Source organism: Vibrio penaeicida (genome assembly GCF_030689305.1).
Classification (GTDB): domain Bacteria; phylum Pseudomonadota; class Gammaproteobacteria; order Enterobacterales; family Vibrionaceae; genus Vibrio; species Vibrio penaeicida_B.
In genome coordinates this window covers 76,184-95,912 of the sequence record NZ_JAUYVM010000020.1, presented here as the reverse complement: position 1 = coordinate 95,912, position 19,729 = coordinate 76,184, and the positions used below count along the sequence as shown (strand labels likewise).

Below are 19,729 nucleotides of genomic sequence, written 5' to 3'. Positions count from 1 at the left end.
AATTTGTTTAATGAATAGAGACATAATCATAGAAGAAGGGAGCATAGTGCTCCCTTGTAGTTAGGTTGAGTTTAGTAACCGAATTCAATAACCAGTTTTAAATCTTGGAACCTGAAATACTGATACCCAGTTTCATCAGCAATGGATGCTGAAATTTTCAAGATTTCTCCGCTGTTTATAGCATCGCGAATTTCTTCAATACCACGTTCACCGAAGTTCAATTTCACTGGCGAGTTACCAGTTGCTAACTGACCGAGAGGGCAGTCTTCAGGTGCAATACCTACATCACATCTAAATTCGAAGTCCTTTTTTGCAGATTCGTTGTTCGGGTATTCTGATTGTGTACCTTCATACAAATTAACTGCATTGCCTACATTTCGATTGTTCTCCAATCTCGCACTCAAGATTCTCGCATTTGTTGGAATAGCAGTTAAATCAAATGCAAATAGCGCACGGTACTCATACGGACCGTAAGAGCTTGAACCCCTCTGAGCAGTGGAAGAGTAGCTGGAACTATACCCATAGAACGATTGAATCGTCTTCGGCTCGGCATAAGGGTCGGCTGGTGCATATGGATTTGATGGTGCGTATGGGTTTGTAGGGGCATAAGGGTTAGACGGTGCGTACGGATTGCTAGGAGCATACGGATCTAACATTGTGCTATAACCTACACGGCCACTAAATGTCGACATGGTAGAAAGCGTTTTGTTTTCAATGACAATGGCTCTGTGACCTGGAATTGGAGTAGGCACAGCAACTAAAGGAATAAGAGCATTCCCTGTTGGGTCATCACTTACAATCTCCAATGTCGCTCGAGCTAGATCCCAATCGGTACCTTGATACTTAACATTGAAAATATGTGTATTTTCTGGATCCAGTTTTGGAGGCAAGTTGCTAATACTCAGCGACCAGTCGGAAGGTAAACTCTTTCCATCTGTGGTTCGGAAGTTGAAACCAGAAATAGTAAGCTCAGACTTACCTGAGTTTTTAATTTCTATACCCGTTTCAGAGCTAGTCGCAGACCCAGTTGGCTGAATGACTTTGATTGGCGCGCTATCATTCTCGATAGCTCTCCATACATCTTGGTTCTCAATATCACGGTACTTTGACTTTACGGTTAGGTAAGGGGCATCTTCTCCTAAAACGATTTTTTTGGTGTAACGCTTATTTCGACCTGCAGCATGATCTAGGTAAAACTCCATTGAAGTCGGTTTACTGCTCAGAAGTGTTCCATTCACATTCGGTCGACTTTGTTGTGCAGAAATGGAGTATGAAATTGATTCCCATTTATCCTCAATCGCTTGCGGTGAAAACATTAGGCTTGCATACGCTTTGCCTAAACTATTTGTGGTCACCGTTTTCTGAGATGCAAAAGTACCCGATCCAGACACTTTAACCTTTGCATATGGAACAGGGTTTCCGTGAACGTCAACTACATCAAAGCTTACACTTATATAGGGACAACGTAATGCACCTTCGGGACCACATGAGTAATCAAAGTTCCACCAACTGAAGTGTTCAACTGTGCCCACATAGTAATCGCCATCGAGGTTTGCGACGCCCTTTTGTGTCCATTTACCAGTAGTTTCACTTAAGTGCCACAATGGTAGTGATGTAGGTGCGGTTGCAGGGTTTGCTACTTTAATCTTAATTGTTGCAGGTGATGCTAATGTCACTTCATTCCCTGAAGTGTCTCTTATATCTGCACCGATAACACCAAACGAGATTATTTCAGCTTCCCCAGTTGGAACACCATTGGCGTCTGTTTCAATACCGGTAAAACCGCCAGGAAAAGCTTCTAGGAAAGCAGAATCTGAAGGGTTAACTGAACGATGAGAAACCGTCACATTACCGCTTGTTACACCCGTGAAGGCGTTCGCAGGAAACGAGATAGATGCACCATTACCGAGTGAGATACTTGATTCTGCTGTTGCCGATACAGAAGAGGTAGACCCTGGTAATAACTGAATAACATCCAGATCCGTTAATACCCCAGGTTCAATCTTAACTGGTGCATGATAAGGAAGGTAAGATGCTCCCAATTTTATCTCTAACGCATAATCGCCAGCCGGAATGTCTTGACCGCCAAATTTTCCGTTAGAGTCCAAGAGTTCAATTGCACCTTGAATAGCTACACCCGTGTCATTTTTAAGGTTCACTTCAAGATTGCTGACAGAGCTTGAATGTGGTTTAGAACTGGCAAGGTTTAGGAAGACTTGACCAACAATTGCTCCTTTCTGACCAATGGAAATTTGATCTCCCGTTACAGAAAATTCATAGCTCGCCGAGCCACTTCTCTCACCAGTTGGCGTAACACCTATCACATCTAAACGATAGTGACCTTTAAGGTAATGACCAAAGTAGTTGTTCACCAGAGGAGTATTGGCAGGATCGATCGTAAATGTTGGTCCTATCCCTACCAACTGACCGTTTAGGTACCAAGTTTTTACAATGTTGCCATGGCTAGAATCTGAGCTAGGCACATCGGCTTCAACGGTGTAACTCGTCAGTGTATCAAACGCAAATGAACTTGGTAACACATTAGCATTCGCAATTTCAATAGGAAGCGAGTTGTTTACCTTAAGCTCAATATTCAGGTCAATTTCGCCAACACCTTTCACTCCTTTCAACGTTTGTTTTACCGACGTTGACTGCCCTTTAATAATACGAACCGTCTCAGCAAAACCTGTAGCTAAATGCGCTTTAGCATTGGTAGAGTTACCGTCGTAAATAGTAAACACCAACGCATAATAACCTGAATCTACCTGATTGCTTAATGAAGCACTTACCACCCAATTATTTGCGTCTTTCGAAGTTACATTCGTATCCAGTACAGAAACCACGTTACCACTAGTTGAACGCAGCTCTGCTGTAACTTTAGGCGTCAATGCAATGTTTTTTGGCCACTCAATCTCAAAGTCAAAACTGCCTTTACCTTGAGCCATAACTACCTCGATAAATGAAGGTGTTACTTCCGATGGTCGTACTGTCACAGCTTGGCTACCACGCGCGAACTCTAAGCCACTGACATCTTGAGCAATAACTGTGATAGTCCAGTTCCCAGCAGCCAGTCCTTCAATTTGACGAGCACCACGACCTCTGACAACAGTATTAAATGATTCACCAGCAGGTCCTTCTCCTGAAATTCTGAATGTATCCAGGTTTAGGTCGAGGGCTGGTTCATTTGTCGTCACCGAGCCTGGAGACAAAGAACCATTTTCTTCGCCTGCTACAGACGAAAATGCTTTCGCATCTGATGATTGGGATTTAAAGCTAAGAGCACGAGATGCCCCTTGAATGTTCTCAACTGATACGGTTTCAAATTGACTGGAATTCGTCTCGTCTTTTAGCACCAGCTGTAAGCTACCTTTTCTTGAAGTGTCACTGACAGATTGATTGCTACTGTCACCTCCACCTCCTCCACATGCAGTGACGACGATAGAAATCATCAATGCATAAATAAATTGCAATATTCCTTTGCGCTTCATGTTAATTTTCTCAATTATGTTAAAAGATAAGTCAAATATATGAATGACTTTATTAAAAACAGCAAAGGGAAATATATACGCATAAACAATGAAAGTTATTTTCTATTTACAATGTGTTACTGACACCATTTACAATATGTTACTTAGAACTATTTACTTTCATGAAAAAAACACAACAAATTGGAATGTAATTAGATATCGCTCAGTTTTTTAGCATTATCCTTACATGTTACATTCGGTTACTTTAGAACATGCAAAAAATTACCGTAGGATAAGAAAAACACCTAAAAATATTAGTAATGATTGCTAAAACCACTTTGGGGACAAATACATGAATAAAAGCACAAATACGGTACAATATAATGTGGCTTATATCACCGACAGACACGTTTATAAGGAACCCATTTCACGTTTCTTTAAAGATATAAAGGTCAATATATTCTTTTATTCAGACAGCTGTGGCCTCTCACATAATAATTCATACTTATCATTGGATAAAAATATTAACTTTAGTGCTATTGTCATAGACAGGAATATAACGTCTGACACGGATTTTTATAGAACAAGGAATTTCATAAGAAATTCAGAGTTAAGTTCAATTATTATTTGTAGAGATAAAAATCGTGCTTTCTCAATTATTAATTCAGGTGCCGATGATTTTCTAGTACCTCCATATACCGCAGAAGAGCTGACTCTCCGAATTATTAACGTATCCCAACGAAAGCACATGCCTCACTTTCATTCAGAAAGCCATGTCAGCTTCGGAAAATACTCCCTTCACTTGGAAACACGTGAGCTCAAAACTCAAGACATCAATAAAAGCCTAACCGACGGAGAGCATATGCTGCTTCTTCATTTAATCGGTAATAAGGGTAAATATTCTTCTAGAGAAGAGCTTTCTTTGGCATTAGGAAAGAAGCGCCACCCAATGTCTAGCCGGTCTGTAGACATGTTAATTGGGCGATTGAGAAGAAAGATTGATGACAACCCCAAGATGCCTCAATACATCGTTACGTCAAGAGGGAAAGGTTACATGCTGGTCAGAGAACCAGAATAAAAAAACCGGTCTCAAACGAGACCGGTAAACCCAGAACAAAAGGACTGAACCCCGCTCTCCTTGGGGAACTTTCCGCGTCTGTGTGATCAGCTAGGCTGATCAGCTCTGGAAACTTTCAATAATATTGCCGCTGCTTAGCCTTGGTATTTTTTCATTACCAAAGTCGCGTTGGTACCGCCGAAGCCGAAGCTGTTAGACATCACTGTTGTCAGCTCTTGCTCACGTGTCTCAGTCACAATGTCTAGACCTTCTGCAGCTTCATCTAAGTTGTCAACGTTAATGCTAGGTGCAACAAAGTTGTGGTGAAGCATTAGCGTAGAGTAGATCGCTTCGTGTACACCTGCTGCACCCAAAGCGTGACCAGTCATCGCTTTAGTCGCTGAAATCGCTGGGCTGTTGCCACCAAATACTTCTTGGATAGCACCTAGCTCTTTCACGTCGCCTACTGGCGTTGAAGTACCGTGTGTGTTGATGTAATCAACGCCATCGACATCTTGCATTGCCATCTTCATACAGCGGATTGCGCCTTCACCAGACGGAGCGACCATGTCGAAGCCGTCTGACGTTGCACCGTAACCGACAACTTCACCGTAGATTGTTGCGCCACGAGCAAGTGCATGTTCTAGCTCTTCGATAACCAACATACCGCCACCACCTGAGATGATGAAACCATCACGGTCCGCATCGTAAGTACGTGATGCTTTTTCAGGTGTGTCGTTGTATTTTGTTGAAAGTGCGCCCATCGCATCGAACATCATGGTCAGAGTCCAATCAAGCTCTTCACCACCGCCTGCGAATACGACGTCTTGTTTGCCAAGTTGAATCAACTCAACAGCGTGCCCAATACAGTGTGCAGAAGTTGCACAAGCTGAGCTCATAGAGTAGTTCACACCGCGAATCTTGAATGGCGTAGCCAAACAAGCAGACACAGTTGAAGACATAGTACGAGGTACCATGTAAGGGCCAATACGCTTCACGCCTTTTTCACGTAGCGTATCCACTGCCACAGCTTGGTTCAGAGAGGAAGCACCACCTGAACCTGCAACGATACCTGTGCGATCGTTAGAAACCTGCTCTTCAGTTAAACCTGCATCAGCAATAGCCTGTTCCATCGAAAGGTATGCGTAAGCAGCAGCATCACCCATAAAACGCATTTTTTTGCGGTCGATGTGCTCAGCAGGGTTAATTTTCAGATCACCCCACACCTGTGAACGCAGCCCTTTTTCTTTGAACTGCTCAGATGCGTTGATGCCTGATTTACCCGCCTTCAATGACGCTAATACTTCTTCGACGTTGTTACCGATACTGGAAACAATACCCATACCGGTGATTACGGCTCGTTTCATGAGACATTCCTATAATTCAAAAATCCGTAGAATAATAACCAAGTTGCCACACAAAAGTGGTCAGCTTTCCCAGAAATACGTACAATCCGCGATAGTCTCGCACATTTACCCAAGATCATACCACTATGACGACCATTAAGAACGCAGTTCTAGGCTGGAATGAAGCCGGAACCCCTGTGTCTGATCAATTTGATGATGTTTATTTTTCTAATGTAAACGGGCTGGAAGAAACTCGTTATGTCTTCTTGTCACAAAATCGATTGCCTGAACGTTGGAACGAATACTCCGATAGACGATTTGTTGTCGCTGAAACGGGCTTTGGCACTGGCTTAAACTTTTTGGCTCTGTGGCAATGGTTTGATGCTTTCAGAAAAACCAATCCGAATGCGCCACTAAAAGAGCTGCATTTTGTCAGCTTCGAAAAGTTTCCAGTGACGAAAGACGACCTCAAAAAAGCGCATCAATCTTGGCCAGAACTTGCTGAATACGCCGAGCAGCTTCAAAGGCACTACCCAATAGCCGTACCAGACTGCCACAGAATTGTGCTTGCAGATGGTGCTGTAACGCTGGATTTGTGGTTTGGCGATATTAAAGACTGCATGCCTAGTGTACCCACACCTAAAACAGGCTTGGTCGATGCATGGTTTCTTGATGGATTTGCACCCAGTAAAAACCCCGAGATGTGGAATCAAGACCTGTTTAACGGCATGGCCAAGCTAGCGAAACAAGATTGTACCTGTGCCACCTTCACGGCTGCAGGGTTTGTGCGTCGTGGGCTGATTGAGGCCGGATTTTCTATGAAGAAGGTCAAAGGCTTTGGAACCAAGCGTGACATGATTGTGGGCACCATTGAGCAAAAGGTGCCAACAACCAACATTAAGCCATGGTTTCATCGTTCGGGGACCTGCAATGTGCAAGACGTCGCCATTATTGGCGGTGGTATTGCCAGCGCTACTTTGGCAAAAAGCTTGGCGCGCCGTGGTATCAAAACCACACTGTATTGCAAAGATTCGTCACCTGCACAGCAAGCGTCTGGAAACCGCCAAGGAGCGGTCTACCCGTTGCTCAATGGCACACACTCAGGCGTTTCCCGTGTTTTTGCTCCTGCCTTTTTGTACGCCAGGCAATTTGTGGAGCAAATGAGTGCAACGCTTCAGTTTGATCATGAATGGTGCGGCGTTACCCAACTGGCATGGAACGAAAAAGCAGAAGCTAAACTCAGCAAAATGCTGCAGGGTGATTTTGCAGAGCAGTTGGTTCAAAAATTAGATCAAAACCAGACATGCGAAAAAACGGGGCTGACTTTTGATACGGGAAGTGTTCACTACCCGTTAGGCGGTTGGTTATGCCCTCAACAGCTGACAAATGAAATCCTTAGAGAACTGGAAGAAAGCGGTCACCTAACCTGTATGTATGACACAGAAATCCAAAGTGTCGAGGAAGTCGAGGGGGGTTGGAGCCTACTATCCGAGCAAGGGACATTCACTCATCAAGTTACCGTTATTGCAAATGGGCACTTATTCAGCCAGTTCGAGCAATCAAAAACAATCCCAGCCTCACCTGTAAAAGGGCAAGTTAGCCACATACCGACAACGGAAAACCTTCAGAAGCTCAAAACGGTTCTTTGCTACGACGGATATATGACACCGCATAACCCAAACAATATGCAGCACTGCATTGGTGCGAGTTATGACCGAGACAACATAGACAAGGAATTTGATCAAGTTGCACAGAATGAGAATGCGGAAAAGCTGCGCAACTGCGTACCGAATCAAGCTTGGACTCAAGATGTCGACGTCTCCAAGGGTGATTCACGCCAAGGCATTCGCTGCGTTTCACGAGACCACTTACCCTTTGTCGGTCCCGTTGGTCGCTACGATAGAATCGTGACCGAATATGCAAACCTGCGCGATCAAACCGAAGCAGATGTCATTGACCTCCCCGTGTATTCCGACCTCTATTGTATGGTTGGTTTAGGCTCCAGAGGGTTAAGCTCCGCCCCGTTATTAGGTGAACTATTGGCTTCTCAAATTTGCCAAGATCCCATGCCATTCGCTGTGGATACGTTAAATGAACTGCATCCCTCTCGAATGTGGGTTAGAAGGCTGCGTAAGGGTAAAACCATTACGGGATTGTAATCCTCCAATCATCAAAAATAAGGCGCTTAAAGCGCCTTATTTTATTGCCCATCAATATCACACATAAGTTAACATTTCTTTTACAATTAACCACCTACCCCCTATATTAGACGTCAAACAGGCGAAATTTTAGAGTTTACCCATGCTAAGTCAGCAACAAGTTTTGCAGTATCACGAGCAGGGCTATTTGGTTCTTGATCAAATGATTCCCGTAGAAACGTTGAACGAATTGAAGCAGCGAGCGGCGAAGATTGTTGACGAATGGAAACCAGATATCACCACTTCTATATTCACTACCAATGACAATGATCGAACGGGGGACAGCTATTTTCTCGATTCGGCGGAAAAAGTTCGTTGCTTCTTTGAAGAGGAAGCATTCGATAAGAACGGTCAACTGATTGAGCAAAAAGCTTTGTGCATCAATAAAATCGGTCATGCCTTACATGAACTCGACCCTGTATTTCGTGAGTTCAGCCATCTACCAGTTCTTGGAGACATAGCCAATGATATCGGTGTAGATGAACCTGAAATACGTCAATCCATGTACATTTTCAAGCAACCCAAAATTGGTGGTGTCGTGAATTGGCACCAAGACGCGACGTTTTTCTTCACCACACCGCAAAGCGTTGTTACCTATTGGTTTGCCATAGAGGATTCCACCTTGGAAAACGGCTGTTTGTGGGTAGAGCCAATAGGTCATACAGGACCTCTTCGAGAGCGGTTTAATCGAGATGGGGATAACATCGAAATGGTTAAGCTTGACGAAACGCCATGGCCAACTGAAAAAAGCGGTATTCCTGTGGAAGTCAAAGCGGGTAGCCTAGTTATTTTTCAAGGGCTGCTTCCTCATTACAGTGCGCCCAACCGCTCTGCAAAATCGAGGCAGGCGTTTACTTTACACGTCACTGATGGGAGTACGCGCTACGCCAAAGAGAACTGGCTGCAAACCATCCTGCTACCTCTGCGCGGATTCGACTAATATTTTGTGGAAACAGTAAAGCTTCACTCAGATAAGGAAAAATCATTGCTCACGATACGAGAAGCAAAAGCGAATGATGTTGATGCCATCATGCCACTTTCTAAATATCTACAATACAAAGATTCCAGCCAAAGCGAAGCACGTTTACGGCTTAACAAACTCATTGAAAGCAGTGACCATTGGCTATACTCAAACCACCTCAAGGTGCAGGATTCAGAGCTCTATCTTCTGTTTCAGTTCAAGGAGAAGAACGCAGTGGAATGACGAGTCCTTTCCTAGTTCTTTGACGATGAAATGGGACAGAAGATAAGCTCCCAAGGGCGAGTTTGCTTGGTTTTCATGCCGCGTTACCGATTCTTGATTTAGAACCACTAGATCTTCAAATCGGTGCCTTGCCTGAAAACCAAGCAATTCTCGCTGAACCTAACACCTTGAGGTGGTTTGAGTATATACATAGCAGAATCAGTAAACTCAGAGCAAGAGAAGGGCATCGTTTGGTTGGCTTCATTGTTTTCATGCTTTGAGGCTGGCGTCCGAGAGCTTTTATGAAATCGGAGGAATGGTAGTATGTCCGTCAGCGAGGCGATTAGGCATTGGAAAGTTACTCGTTGATCATGCGATGTCTAGCCATTCTGGAAAGTGGCGAGTAAGGTGCAGTGAAACGAGAAAGGAAACGCACCAGTTTTACGAAAATGTCGGATTTACGATCTGTAAAACTCAATGCGTTTTTGAAAAATATTCTGAATAACGCGAGGTCTAATTCAGCAGTAACTTATGTAGCTGATGCCAAAGCTCACTGACAATAATGCGATCTGCAGGAGTCAGTTCAGATTTTGCTCCCTCTAAGCTTTCTTCGATTCGGACTTTAAGATCCGTAATTTCCGTTTCCCCTGCAGCTTCACATGCTGCTGCAGACAATGAAATATGACCTCTTAAGTAGCCACCAGCAAATAGCTCATCGTCTGATGCGGTTTCTACTTTGGAATCAATCAATTCCAGCATTTTTTCTTCGTACTCTAGGATCATTCTGGTCTCTTATTTCACTGTTACTTCACTTGAAACTGGTCAGGGTGAAGAGAATCGGTTTTATAGAAGTGGCGCAGTGCTTCAGATAGGCTTCTCATTCGGGGTGATAGCCCACTTTCGAGGATCTCTAAAACCTCTTTATGCACTGTGCTCATAAAGCTCAGTCTATCTGGCTCAAAATCGCCGTGTAGATTGTCACAACTGACCGTAAAAGGAAAGCCTGCGCTTTTCGACAAAATCCACTCATACGCTTGAGGGCGAAGCTCGACTCGTTCAAACTCTGCTTGTACTGCTTCAGTTCGACCATCGGGCTCATACCAATAGCCAAAATCTTCTTTAAGACGACGTTCCGGTCCCGCCACCATCCAATGAGAGATTTCATGCATTGCGGAGGCGTAAAAGCCACGTGCAAATACAATTCGGTGGTAGTCTTTTTCTTGATCCGCAGGCAGGTAAATAGGTTCATCTCCTCCTAATTCCAACTTGGTATTAAAGTCTTCATAGAAGGTGCGATTAAATATATCGATAAGATCTGTGTATTGATGAGACATAGGGCTTTGATGTTGTCACTTTCTAGCGCATATTTTCCTTGGATTTTCTCATTTGTAAACCCAATTTACGTCCTACCCTCATATCATGCCTCCAACATTAGGTTTTCTAATCCAAATAACCACATGCCATACTAATTTTTACTCGCCAGCTCCGTCATTTCGCACTAGAATTGCCGCTCTTTTTTTCCCCTACTTGCTGGATCTGGAACCATGCTTTTAAGCACGCTCTATGTTTTAGGTATCACAGCGGAAGCGATGACTGGCGCACTCAGTGCTGGTCGAAAGAACATGGATTGGTTCGGTGTTATGTTTGTTGCGAGTGCAACCGCTATTGGCGGTGGGACTGTGCGCGATATTTTGCTTGGACATTACCCCCTTACTTGGGTTGAAAACCCTCAGTTCCTGGTGATTACATGCGTTGCTGGTGTTGTTACAACAGGCATTGCAAAGTGGGTAATCAAACTAAAAGGGCTGTTCATAAGATTAGATGCTCTTGGCTTGATCGTTTTCAGTATCATCGGGACAAAAGTTGCGCTGAATATGGGATTGCACCCCATTATTTGTATCGTATCTGCGGTAGTGACAGGGGTATTTGGTGGCTTACTTCGGGATTTGATCTGCCGCCAATCTCCTCTCGTTTTGCATGAGGAACTTTACGCATCTGTCGCCCTGCTTGCCTCAGTGCTCTATTTAACTCTGATGTATTTTGGTATCAACGAAGTCACAAGCACCATTGCAACATTAATCGCGGGTTATTTGTTAAGAATGGCTGCCGTAAGGTTCAAATGGAAACTGCCCTCCTTCCAATTGGAAACTGAAGAGCCCCTGCACTAAAGCATTGTGATATCAATCAATTATCTCTGGCGTATGGCACGCCAGAGAAATCACGTTATAGTGCATGCCCCGCATCCACATCCAAACTCCCACCTCGCATGCCTTCAGATACGGGAGAGAGCAAATACTCAATGGCAGGAACAATGTCACTGGTTTCAAGAATACGCCCAAGAGGCGTTGTATTCATAAGCGATTTAAGCCCTTCGAATGCTTCATCATTCATACCCGCTTTTCCTTGAATCTCTGTTGCGGTTACACCCGGTCTAACACTGTTAATACGAATCCCCTTCTCCGCGAGATCCACATTCAAACACCCAACAACGCCTTCTAACGCGGCTTTGCTCGCCGAATACAAAGACGAACTGGGAAATGCCTTTTTCACCACAAGGCTCGACACCATTACAACACTTGTGGGGTTATTTAAAACAGGCAACAATGCCTGAAGAGTAAAGTATGGTGCTTTGAAATTAACATCCATAGTTAGCTCAAAGGCTTCTAGCGTTGTTGTCTCCAATTCATTTGGGAAATACACCCCAGCATTTAGCACCACACCATCTAAGCGTATGTTATCCATCCTTAGCTTCTCCCCTAGAGTGTGAATATCCGACATACTCTCGCTGTCACATAAAACTGGAATTACTTCTCCTTGTAAGCATTTCACTATTGCTTCCAGTTTTTCTGAATTTCTCCCTGTCACGACCAAGCGATGACCCTGTTCACTTAACGATTTTGCCGTTGCTAAACCGATGCCAGCCGTTGCACCTGTAATCAAAATTGTGTTTGAGCTCATGATTTTCTTTCCTTGCGGTTGAACACAAACTCAGACTACCTCATGGTAATCAGCATGATTAGATACCAATTACTCATCATTTTGTTTCCATTTGGATACCAATAAATGAATACACACAAACTGCTTCCCTATCTTCCCATTTTTCGCTTGGTCGCCAAAAAAGGCAGCTTTCAAGGTGCCGCCAATGATCTTAATCTGCCGAGATCGTCAGTCAGTAAAAAGATCTCGCAGCTAGAGTCGTTAGTTGAACAACGGTTAATTCAAAGAACCACCCGCAAACTCGTGCTGACCGAAAGTGGAAACAAACTACTGAAGTTGTCTGAAGGGTTACCAAATATTCTCAATGACATAGAAGAGTTTGTGTCTGATTTTCAAGAAGCGCCTGTCGGGAAAGTAAAAGTAAGTTGCTCAACCTTAATTGGTCATCAATACCTGCTTCCGCACATAAAATTGCTCAGAGAGAAATACCCCAAAATAACGCTTGAGCTGAGCTTTAACGACAGCTATGTCGATTTGGTTGAGGAACGAGTAGACATTGCAATTCGTGTTGGCAACCTGCCAGACTCTCCTATGCTGGCAAGGAAAATAGGTGATAAGAGTTTGGTTTGCGTAGCCAGTCCAGACTATTTACTTGCTCATGGAACACCTTCTTCCCCTGAAGATCTGGATGTGCACCAATGCTTAGTGTTTAAGAGCAAAAGTAGCAACCAAAGCTACTGGCACTTTCAGAATTCGGAGGGAAGTACACACCCTATTCCGATTCGCGAAACTCTGATTTGTGATGACGCCCGAGCGCTGATTGATATGGTGAAATCGGGATTAGGTATCACGATGGTTGACCCCAATCTAATTCGAAATGAAATGAGTACGGGAGAACTGATCCAAATTCTAGAGCCATTCAACGTTACCTGCACTCAACCCGTTCAATTATTGTGTTTGGGCAGAGCCACTCGTTCTAAAGCCGCCAAAGTTATCTGGGAAGAACTGGCGAATATACTGCCGTCGTATTTTCAGTAAAATTCAGACAATAAAAAAGCGCTCATCAGAGCGCTTTAACTAATCAAATATCAACCTATATAGACTAGGTCACTACTAGGGTCTGTTGACCTTTCGCGGTTAAATCTGAGGCGTTTCCGTTGTCACCCCGTGGTTTTGTCCACGATGACGAAGCAAATGATCCAGCAAAACGATGGCTAGCATAGCTTCTGCAATAGGTACGGCACGGATACCAACACAAGGGTCATGACGTCCCTTAGTAATCAGTTGAGTAGGCTCACCTTTCCGAGTAATGGTTTCGCCCGGAACGGTAATGCTTGATGTCGGCTTAAGTGCAATATTCGCAACCACATCTTGCCCTGTCGAAATCCCACCTAAAATGCCACCAGCATGATTACTGGAGAACCCTTCCGGTGTGAGTGGATCACGGTGTTCGCTGCCTTTCTGGTTTACTACATCGAACCCATCACCAATTTCAACACCCTTCACGGCGTTAATGCTCATCAATGCATGAGCGATATCGGCGTCTAAGCGGTCAAATATTGGCTCACCTAACCCAACAGGCACTTGCGTTGCAACCACTTGGATCTTAGCACCAATTGAGTCGCCCTCTTTCTTAAGGTCACGGATCAATTGATCAAATTCTTCAATCTTATCGATGTCAGGGCAGAAGAAAGGATTGTTTTCAATTTCGTTCCAATCAACCTTATCGATCTTCACATCACCCATTTGAGAAAGGTACGCACGGACTTCAACACCAAACTCTTTCTTAAGGTACTTTTTAGCCACAGCACCCGCCGCAACGCGCATTGCAGTTTCACGAGCGGAGGAACGACCTCCGCCTCTGTAATCGCGAACACCGTACTTTTGGTGGTAAGTATAGTCGGCGTGGCCCGGACGGAACTTGTCTTTGATTTCGGAGTAATCTTTTGAGCGCTGGTCAGTATTTTCAATCAACAAGCCAATGGATGTGCCCGTTGTTTGACCTTCAAATACGCCCGACAAAATTTTCACTTCATCCGGTTCACGTCTTTGCGTGGTATAGCGAGACGTACCAGGACGGCGACGATCTAAATCCACCTGCAGGTCGGCTTCACTTAGCTCTAGACCCGGAGGGCATCCGTCAATGACACAACCCAGTGCCAAACCATGGCTTTCACCGAATGTCGTTACACGAAAATGTTGTCCAATGCTGTTTCCTGCCATTTACTTCCTCTGTTTTGAAAGACATTTCACCTCTTTTTAAAGGCTTCATCCCTGTCTTTCGTTCAAACCTGTCATTTTTCGTGATTTCATAGTCGCTTTATAGGCAGGCGTTGTAAACCCCTTGTTAGAAAAAATAAAAAAAACGCCAGTATCAAACTGGCGTTTTTCACATTAAGTCAATATGTTAACCGCTGCGACTAATCTTTATAGATAGCGAACTCTTGTGCATGCTCTAGCATTTGCGCTCGGGTGATCATAAATACGCCATGACCACCATTTTCAAAATCAATCCATGTGAATGGCATATCTGGGTACTGGTTTATCATGTGAATCATGGAATTACCAACTTCACAAATCAGAATGCCGTCGTCGGTTAGGTAATCTGGTGCATTCGCTAGAATCCGGCGAACCAACTTCAACCCATCCGTTCCTGCTGCCAAGCCAAGCTCCGGTTCGTGGGTAAACTCTTCAGGCAAGCTATTCATGTCTTCTTCATCCACATAAGGAGGATTCGAAACAATGAGGTTGTATTTGTCTTTTGGCAGGTCACGGAACAAGTCAGAGCGGATTGGGAAAACCTGCTGCTCCATTCCATGGTCTTGAACATTTTGCTCTGCGACTTCTAACGCATCAGAAGAGATATCAATCGCATCCACTTCCGCATCAGGGAATGCATGAGCACAAGCAATCGCAATGCACCCGCTACCCGTGCACAAATCCATAATGCGTGTTGGCTCTTCCACCAACCATGGTTGGAACTGAGCTTCAACCAACTCACCAATAGGAGAACGAGGCACCAATACACGCTCATCAACAAAGAACTCCAACCCGCAGAACCAAGCTTTATTGGTTAAATAAGCAGTTGGTGTTCGATCATTAATGCGTTTTACCACTCGCTCAACAATACGCAATCGTTCGCTGCTGGTTAAACGGGAATTCAGTACATGAGAAGGCACATCGATTGGTAAGTAGAGTGTCGGTAATATCAGTTGAACCGCTTCATCCCAAGCGTTATCAGTGCCGTGACCATAAAAAAGACCGGCGGCGTTAAAGCGACTGACTGTCCAACGAATCATATCTTGAAGCGAATGAAGTTCAGAAACCGCTTCATCTACAAAAATCTTATCCAAATTTGCCTCCGAAAAGCGCTACAATACTGCATATTTCAAATTTTTAAGAATCTCATGAGCCAGAACGACAACGATAAGGATGACGGCTTTGACCTGTTTCGAGACGCAGTAAAGGGCGTAAAAAAGTTGCAACAGGATACCATAGTCCAGCAGCCAAACAGAAACTCAAAACAGAAAGAAGCCGTAAGAATAAAGCGAGAAGCATCCGACAATGAATTTTTCTTCTCGGATGAGTTTATCCCTCACCTAGACGAAGACGGACCGACTCGTTACGCACGTTCTGATGTATCAAAATTTGAGGTAAAGAGATTGCGACGCGGTGTCTATGTACCTGATGTGTATTTGGATATGCATGGTATGACGCAACAAGAAGCCAAACGCGAATTGGGGGCGATGATTTCTCATTGCATAAAAGAAAGCGTACATTGTGCTTGCGTGATGCACGGAATCGGTAAGCATATATTGAAACAAAAAGTGCCTGTCTGGCTGGCACAACACCCAGACGTTATGGCCTACCACCAAGCTCCATTAGAGTTTGGCGGCGACGGCGCACTGTTAGTCTTACTCAGTATTCCGGATAAATAATCGCTTATCCCGAGCTCAAGTTAAATCGCTTCAACAAAATGATTTTAAGGGTGAATATGCCAAAGCATTTCACCCTTTCTCTTTTCTAGATCAAAATCGATGCACACCAAACCTGATGTTGGGAACATAGGTGGTGCCAAGTCAGACACAAACTCCGACGTCAGGTAACCCACGAGCGGTAAATGTGACACTAACAAAACGGATTCAAGATTTTGCACTTGTGCGGCAGCGCAAATGTACTCGAAGACGTCATCTGACTTGCCATAAGGCGTAATGTCGTCGCTCGTTTCTTGATCGGATGTGGTTAGATATTGTTTGATGGCGCTCCATGTTTGCTGAGCACGCAAATAAGGGCTAACCAAGACTTTACTAAATTCTGCTTCACCCTGCTCGGCACAAGCCTTGGCGACCAAAACAGATTGATTGACTCCACGAGAAGTCAGGGCTCTTTCAGCATCACTGTTGGCAAACGTTTCTGCCTCTCCGTGACGCATAATAAATATTTTCATTCGGTTGTACCCGTTTGTATGCCGAACCACTTTTATCGGCTTCTTTGTTTTTGTTTCGATCTACGGGGCAGCACGCATCAATGAATTGAACCGGACTGCTCTTTAATTATATCAAGTCAATGCCCAAAGACTCTGACTTCGTTAACAATCTATTAAAAAATGACAGCTTTTGGTTTGCAGCACGCATTTAGGCAGTCATAATTAAATCAATAGCTATAACGGAGACACACTTGTGTACCTGAGCCCCAACGACAGTAACCAATATCGTTATATTAAATTAAACAACGGCTTAAGAGTTCTCATTGTCCGCGATGAACATGCTCAAAAATCGGCAGCTGCTCTAGCTGTCAATATAGGGCATTTCGACGATCCTTCAGACAGAGAAGGTCTGGCTCATTATCTTGAGCATATGCTGTTTTTGGGCACAGAAAAATACCCGAAGACAGGCGAATTTCAAGCTTTTATTAGCCAGCATGGCGGAAATAATAACGCATGGACGGGAACTGAACACACTTGTTACTTTTTCGATGTGTCACCGAATGCATTTGAGCGCAGTTTAAAACGATTCAGCCAGTTCTTCATTGCTCCTCTATTTAACCCTGATGCGCTAGAAAAAGAGCGTCAGGCAGTGGAGTCTGAATATCGTTTAAAGCTAAAAGACGATATGCGTCGGCTATTTCAAGTACACAAAGAAGTGATCAACCCGGAACATCCTTTTTCCAAATTTTCGGTAGGTAATGTTGAAACCTTGTCAGATAGAGAAGGAAGCTCTATTCGCGAAGAAATCATCGCATTTTATGGCACGCACTACTCTGCCGATTTGATGACGCTTGCCATAGTCGGTCCGCAAGAGCTAGATGAATTAGAACATTGGGTCGAGGACTTGTTCTCCCCTATTCAAAACCGCCATTTATTTGGCAAGAAGGTGGCGGTTCCTCTTACGAATCCTGAATTACCTTCGTGTTATGTCCAAGTCGAGCCTGAAAAGGATTCTCGTAAGTTAGTGCTCGCTTTCACTTTACCTTGTATGGACGAGCATTACGCATCTAAGCCTCTTTCCTATTTTGCCCACCTGTTGGGTTATGAAGGAGAAGGCAGCTTAATGCTCTATCTCAAAGAGCTTGACTGGGTCAATGGATTGGCTGCGGGCGGCGGAATGAGCGGCAGCAATTTCCGCGAGTTCTCCGTAAGTTGTACGTTAACTCAAGAAGGCTTAGATCACGTCGATGATATTGTTGAAGCCACATTTGCCTACATAAAGTTAATCACTGATTCTGGTTTTGATGAATGGCGTTATAAAGAAAAACAAGCCGTATTAGAATCGGCATTTCAGTTTCAAGAAGCGGCTAGACCACTCGATTTAGTCAGTCATCTGGTCATGAACCTTCACCACTACCCAGAAGAGGATGTGGTTTATGGTGATTACAAGATGGCACACTTTGATGCGCCATTGCTTGGCAAGGTCGCTGAATATTTCACCGTTGATAATATGCGATTAACATTAATCGCCAAAGGCGTGGAATGTGATCAAGTCGCAAAATGGTACGACACGCCTTATTCTGTGAAGCGCTTTACAGACGAGCAAGTTAGTCGCTGGAAAGAGGTGGCTCTTAACCCTGAACTAACGCTGCCTGAAGTCAACCCATACATTTGCTATGACCTGACGCCACAAGCTTTGGAAGGTAATGAAACCAAACCCAAGTTGATACAAGATCTCCCCGGTTTTCGTTTGTGGCACCTTCAAGAGAAAGATTTTAGAGTTCCTAAAGGGGTGCTCTATCTTGCCATTGATAGCCCTCATGCCGTTTCTACCCCAAGAAAAATTGTTCAAACGCGGCTATGTGTGGAGCTGTTTCTCGACGCTTTAGTAAAGGAAACGTACCAAGCTGAAATAGCAGGCATGGGATACAATATGTACGCACATCAAGGCGGCGTAACATTAACGCTCAGTGGCTTTAGCCAGAAGCAGCCTCAATTACTCAATGTTATTTTAACCCGTTTCGCAAACCGAGATTTCCGCTCTAGCCGTTTCGATACCATCAAACAACAAATGCTACGCAATTGGAAAAACACCACAAAAGATCGCCCAGTTTCTCAGTTGTTTAATGCGATGACGGGGCTTCTTCAACCGAATAACCCTCCTTATCCGGAGCTAATTGAAGCGTTAGAATCCATTGAAATGGACGAGTTGCCAGAATTTGTCGACACCATTTTGAACGAATTACATGTGGAGTTGTTTGTCTATGGCGACTGGAATCAATCTCAGTCGATTGAACTTGCCGAGACCATCAAGAATGCACTGCGAGTAAAAGACCAACGCTACGAAGAGTCACTACGCCCCCTTGTCATGCTAGGAAGCAATGGCACATTTCAACGTGAAATACAGTGTAATCAAGCGGATTCTGCGATCGTTATTTACTACCAATCACCAGAAATTGATCCAAGAAGTATTGCATTGTATTCCTTAGCCAACCATTTGATGTCGGCGACTTTCTTTCATGAAATTCGGACGAAGCAACAGCTTGGTTATATGGTGGGAACTGGGAATTTACCTCTAAACCGTCATCCCGGTTTAGTGCTGTACGTACAATCGCCCAATGCTGCACCGATTGATTTGCTTTCTGCAATAGATGAATTCTTAAATGCGTTTTACATGGTGCTGCTCGAGCTCAACGAATACCAATGGCAAAGCAGCAAGAAAGGGCTTTGGAGCCAAATCGCGACACCTGATAACAATTTAAGAGGTCGGGCACAGCGTTTATGGGTGGCGATTGGTAACAAAGATCACCAATTCAATCAAAGAGACAAAGTACTCGAAGAGCTAAAAACCCTGACTCGCAGCGAAATGATTCGCTTCGTCGTCAGTGTATTGAAACCTCGTACCGCAAATCGTTTGATCATGCATAGTAAAGGTAATGAACACCAAGACGATCCTTGCTTGGATGAAGGATTAGAAATTGGCTCTGTGGAAGAATTCCAGTTAAGACCAAAAGATGTGGAGCTCGGTTAGCTCGCACAACAAAAACTAGTTCGCACAATAAAGTAAGTTAGTTCGCATAACAAAAAGGGGACCGCGCCCTTGCGGTCCCAAAAT

17 protein-coding genes are annotated in these 19,729 nt (G+C 44.2%); 9 read left to right on the top strand and 8 right to left on the bottom strand.

Features of this window, described 5'->3' with window-relative positions; all coding sequences use genetic code 11:
- Positions 1 to 71: 71 nt before the first annotated feature.
- On the bottom strand, positions 72 to 3,488 hold the full coding sequence (locus Q8W40_RS23780) for an Ig-like domain-containing protein (RefSeq protein ID WP_305400800.1): 3,417 nt from the start codon (positions 3,486 to 3,488) through the stop codon (positions 72 to 74).
- A gap of 727 nt (positions 3,489 to 4,215) precedes the next feature.
- On the opposite strand from Q8W40_RS23780, the gene Q8W40_RS23775 reads away from it, so the two are divergent.
- Positions 4,216 to 4,545, top strand: a complete 330-nt coding sequence (locus tag Q8W40_RS23775; RefSeq protein WP_305400798.1) for a winged helix-turn-helix domain-containing protein — start codon at positions 4,216 to 4,218, stop codon at positions 4,543 to 4,545.
- A 134-nt stretch (positions 4,546 to 4,679) separates the two neighbouring features.
- On the opposite strand, the gene fabB is transcribed toward Q8W40_RS23775, so the two are convergent.
- Positions 4,680 to 5,891 carry a beta-ketoacyl-ACP synthase I gene (gene fabB / locus Q8W40_RS23770; protein WP_101112683.1) on the bottom strand — a complete coding sequence of 404 codons (1,212 nt, stop codon included), beginning with the start codon at positions 5,889 to 5,891 and terminating at the stop codon, positions 4,680 to 4,682.
- Between the two features lie 125 nt (positions 5,892 to 6,016).
- Here fabB and mnmC point away from each other — a divergent pair, with 125 nt between their 5' ends.
- The 4 genes from mnmC to Q8W40_RS23750 all read left to right on the top strand — a co-directional run bounded on the left by mnmC (position 6,017) and on the right by Q8W40_RS23750 (position 9,756).
- Positions 6,017 to 8,029, top strand: a complete 2,013-nt coding sequence (gene mnmC / locus Q8W40_RS23765) for a bifunctional tRNA (5-methylaminomethyl-2-thiouridine)(34)-methyltransferase MnmD/FAD-dependent 5-carboxymethylaminomethyl-2-thiouridine(34) oxidoreductase MnmC (RefSeq protein ID WP_305400796.1) — start codon at positions 6,017 to 6,019, stop codon at positions 8,027 to 8,029.
- Between the two features lie 142 nt (positions 8,030 to 8,171).
- On the top strand, positions 8,172 to 9,008 hold the full coding sequence (locus tag Q8W40_RS23760; protein WP_305400795.1) for a phytanoyl-CoA dioxygenase family protein: 837 nt from the start codon (positions 8,172 to 8,174) through the stop codon (positions 9,006 to 9,008).
- Positions 9,009 to 9,053: 45 nt separating this feature from the next.
- A complete protein-coding gene (locus tag Q8W40_RS23755; protein WP_305400794.1) occupies positions 9,054 to 9,272 on the top strand; it encodes a hypothetical protein in 219 nt (72 codons plus the stop codon).
- A 256-nt stretch (positions 9,273 to 9,528) separates the two neighbouring features.
- Positions 9,529 to 9,756 (top strand): GNAT family N-acetyltransferase, encoded by a 228-nt coding sequence (locus Q8W40_RS23750; RefSeq protein WP_305400793.1) that lies wholly within the window; start codon positions 9,529 to 9,531, stop codon positions 9,754 to 9,756.
- 8 nt (positions 9,757 to 9,764) lie between these two features.
- On the opposite strand, the gene Q8W40_RS23745 is transcribed toward Q8W40_RS23750, so the two are convergent.
- Both Q8W40_RS23745 and Q8W40_RS23740 read right to left on the bottom strand, forming a co-directional pair.
- Complete coding sequence (locus Q8W40_RS23745; protein ID WP_101112687.1) at positions 9,765 to 10,034, bottom strand: YfcL family protein; 270 nt, start codon at positions 10,032 to 10,034, stop codon at positions 9,765 to 9,767.
- Positions 10,035 to 10,054: 20 nt separating this feature from the next.
- Positions 10,055 to 10,585 (bottom strand): elongation factor P hydroxylase, encoded by a 531-nt coding sequence (locus Q8W40_RS23740; protein ID WP_305400792.1) that lies wholly within the window; start codon positions 10,583 to 10,585, stop codon positions 10,055 to 10,057.
- 210 nt (positions 10,586 to 10,795) lie between these two features.
- Here Q8W40_RS23740 and Q8W40_RS23735 point away from each other — a divergent pair, with 210 nt between their 5' ends.
- Positions 10,796 to 11,419 (top strand): trimeric intracellular cation channel family protein, encoded by a 624-nt coding sequence (locus tag Q8W40_RS23735; protein WP_101112691.1) that lies wholly within the window; start codon positions 10,796 to 10,798, stop codon positions 11,417 to 11,419.
- A gap of 55 nt (positions 11,420 to 11,474) precedes the next feature.
- Here Q8W40_RS23735 and Q8W40_RS23730 read toward each other — a convergent pair whose 3' ends face one another.
- The gene (locus Q8W40_RS23730) at positions 11,475 to 12,209 is read right to left on the bottom strand and encodes an SDR family oxidoreductase (protein ID WP_305400790.1); all 735 of its coding nucleotides are present in this window, start codon (positions 12,207 to 12,209) and stop codon (positions 11,475 to 11,477) included.
- A gap of 105 nt (positions 12,210 to 12,314) precedes the next feature.
- Here Q8W40_RS23730 and Q8W40_RS23725 point away from each other — a divergent pair, with 105 nt between their 5' ends.
- The gene (locus Q8W40_RS23725) at positions 12,315 to 13,226 is read left to right on the top strand and encodes a LysR family transcriptional regulator (RefSeq protein ID WP_305400788.1); all 912 of its coding nucleotides are present in this window, start codon (positions 12,315 to 12,317) and stop codon (positions 13,224 to 13,226) included.
- Positions 13,227 to 13,325: 99 nt separating this feature from the next.
- On the opposite strand, the gene aroC is transcribed toward Q8W40_RS23725, so the two are convergent.
- Positions 13,326 to 14,411: a chorismate synthase gene (gene aroC / locus Q8W40_RS23720; RefSeq protein WP_305400786.1), complete on the bottom strand. Its 1,086-nt coding sequence runs from the start codon at positions 14,409 to 14,411 to the stop codon at positions 13,326 to 13,328.
- A gap of 197 nt (positions 14,412 to 14,608) precedes the next feature.
- The gene (gene prmB / locus Q8W40_RS23715; protein ID WP_305400784.1) at positions 14,609 to 15,541 is read right to left on the bottom strand and encodes a 50S ribosomal protein L3 N(5)-glutamine methyltransferase; all 933 of its coding nucleotides are present in this window, start codon (positions 15,539 to 15,541) and stop codon (positions 14,609 to 14,611) included.
- A gap of 54 nt (positions 15,542 to 15,595) precedes the next feature.
- On the opposite strand from prmB, the gene smrB reads away from it, so the two are divergent.
- Positions 15,596 to 16,126, top strand: coding sequence for an endonuclease SmrB (gene smrB / locus Q8W40_RS23710; RefSeq protein ID WP_104402303.1), 531 nt, complete (start codon positions 15,596 to 15,598; stop codon positions 16,124 to 16,126).
- Positions 16,127 to 16,170: 44 nt separating this feature from the next.
- On the opposite strand, the gene sixA is transcribed toward smrB, so the two are convergent.
- Positions 16,171 to 16,635: a phosphohistidine phosphatase SixA gene (gene sixA / locus Q8W40_RS23705; protein ID WP_305400782.1), complete on the bottom strand. Its 465-nt coding sequence runs from the start codon at positions 16,633 to 16,635 to the stop codon at positions 16,171 to 16,173.
- 232 nt (positions 16,636 to 16,867) lie between these two features.
- Between sixA and Q8W40_RS23700 the strand changes: the two genes are divergently transcribed.
- Complete coding sequence (locus Q8W40_RS23700) at positions 16,868 to 19,645, top strand: insulinase family protein (protein WP_305400781.1); 2,778 nt, start codon at positions 16,868 to 16,870, stop codon at positions 19,643 to 19,645.
- Positions 19,646 to 19,729 lie beyond the last annotated feature (84 nt).

What these genes read in the sequence shown, in the direction of transcription:
- mnmC (WP_305400796.1), top strand. Translation starts at nt 6,017, where the DNA reads ATGACGACCATTAAGAACGCAGTTCTAGGCTGGAATGAAGCCGGAACC.
- Q8W40_RS23730 (WP_305400790.1), bottom strand. Translation starts at nt 12,209, where the DNA reads ATGAGCTCAAACACAATTTTGATTACAGGTGCAACGGCTGGCATCGGT.
- Q8W40_RS23735 (WP_101112691.1), top strand. Translation starts at nt 10,796, where the DNA reads ATGCTTTTAAGCACGCTCTATGTTTTAGGTATCACAGCGGAAGCGATG.
- Q8W40_RS23740 (WP_305400792.1), bottom strand. Translation starts at nt 10,585, where the DNA reads ATGTCTCATCAATACACAGATCTTATCGATATATTTAATCGCACCTTC.
- aroC (WP_305400786.1), bottom strand. Translation starts at nt 14,411, where the DNA reads ATGGCAGGAAACAGCATTGGACAACATTTTCGTGTAACGACATTCGGT.
- smrB (WP_104402303.1), top strand. Translation starts at nt 15,596, where the DNA reads ATGAGCCAGAACGACAACGATAAGGATGACGGCTTTGACCTGTTTCGA.
- sixA (WP_305400782.1), bottom strand. Translation starts at nt 16,635, where the DNA reads ATGAAAATATTTATTATGCGTCACGGAGAGGCAGAAACGTTTGCCAAC.
- Q8W40_RS23775 (WP_305400798.1), top strand. Translation starts at nt 4,216, where the DNA reads ATGCCTCACTTTCATTCAGAAAGCCATGTCAGCTTCGGAAAATACTCC.
- Q8W40_RS23725 (WP_305400788.1), top strand. Translation starts at nt 12,315, where the DNA reads ATGAATACACACAAACTGCTTCCCTATCTTCCCATTTTTCGCTTGGTC.
- Q8W40_RS23780 (WP_305400800.1), bottom strand. Translation starts at nt 3,488, where the DNA reads ATGAAGCGCAAAGGAATATTGCAATTTATTTATGCATTGATGATTTCT.
- fabB (WP_101112683.1), bottom strand. Translation starts at nt 5,891, where the DNA reads ATGAAACGAGCCGTAATCACCGGTATGGGTATTGTTTCCAGTATCGGT.
- Q8W40_RS23745 (WP_101112687.1), bottom strand. Translation starts at nt 10,034, where the DNA reads ATGATCCTAGAGTACGAAGAAAAAATGCTGGAATTGATTGATTCCAAA.
- Q8W40_RS23760 (WP_305400795.1), top strand. Translation starts at nt 8,172, where the DNA reads ATGCTAAGTCAGCAACAAGTTTTGCAGTATCACGAGCAGGGCTATTTG.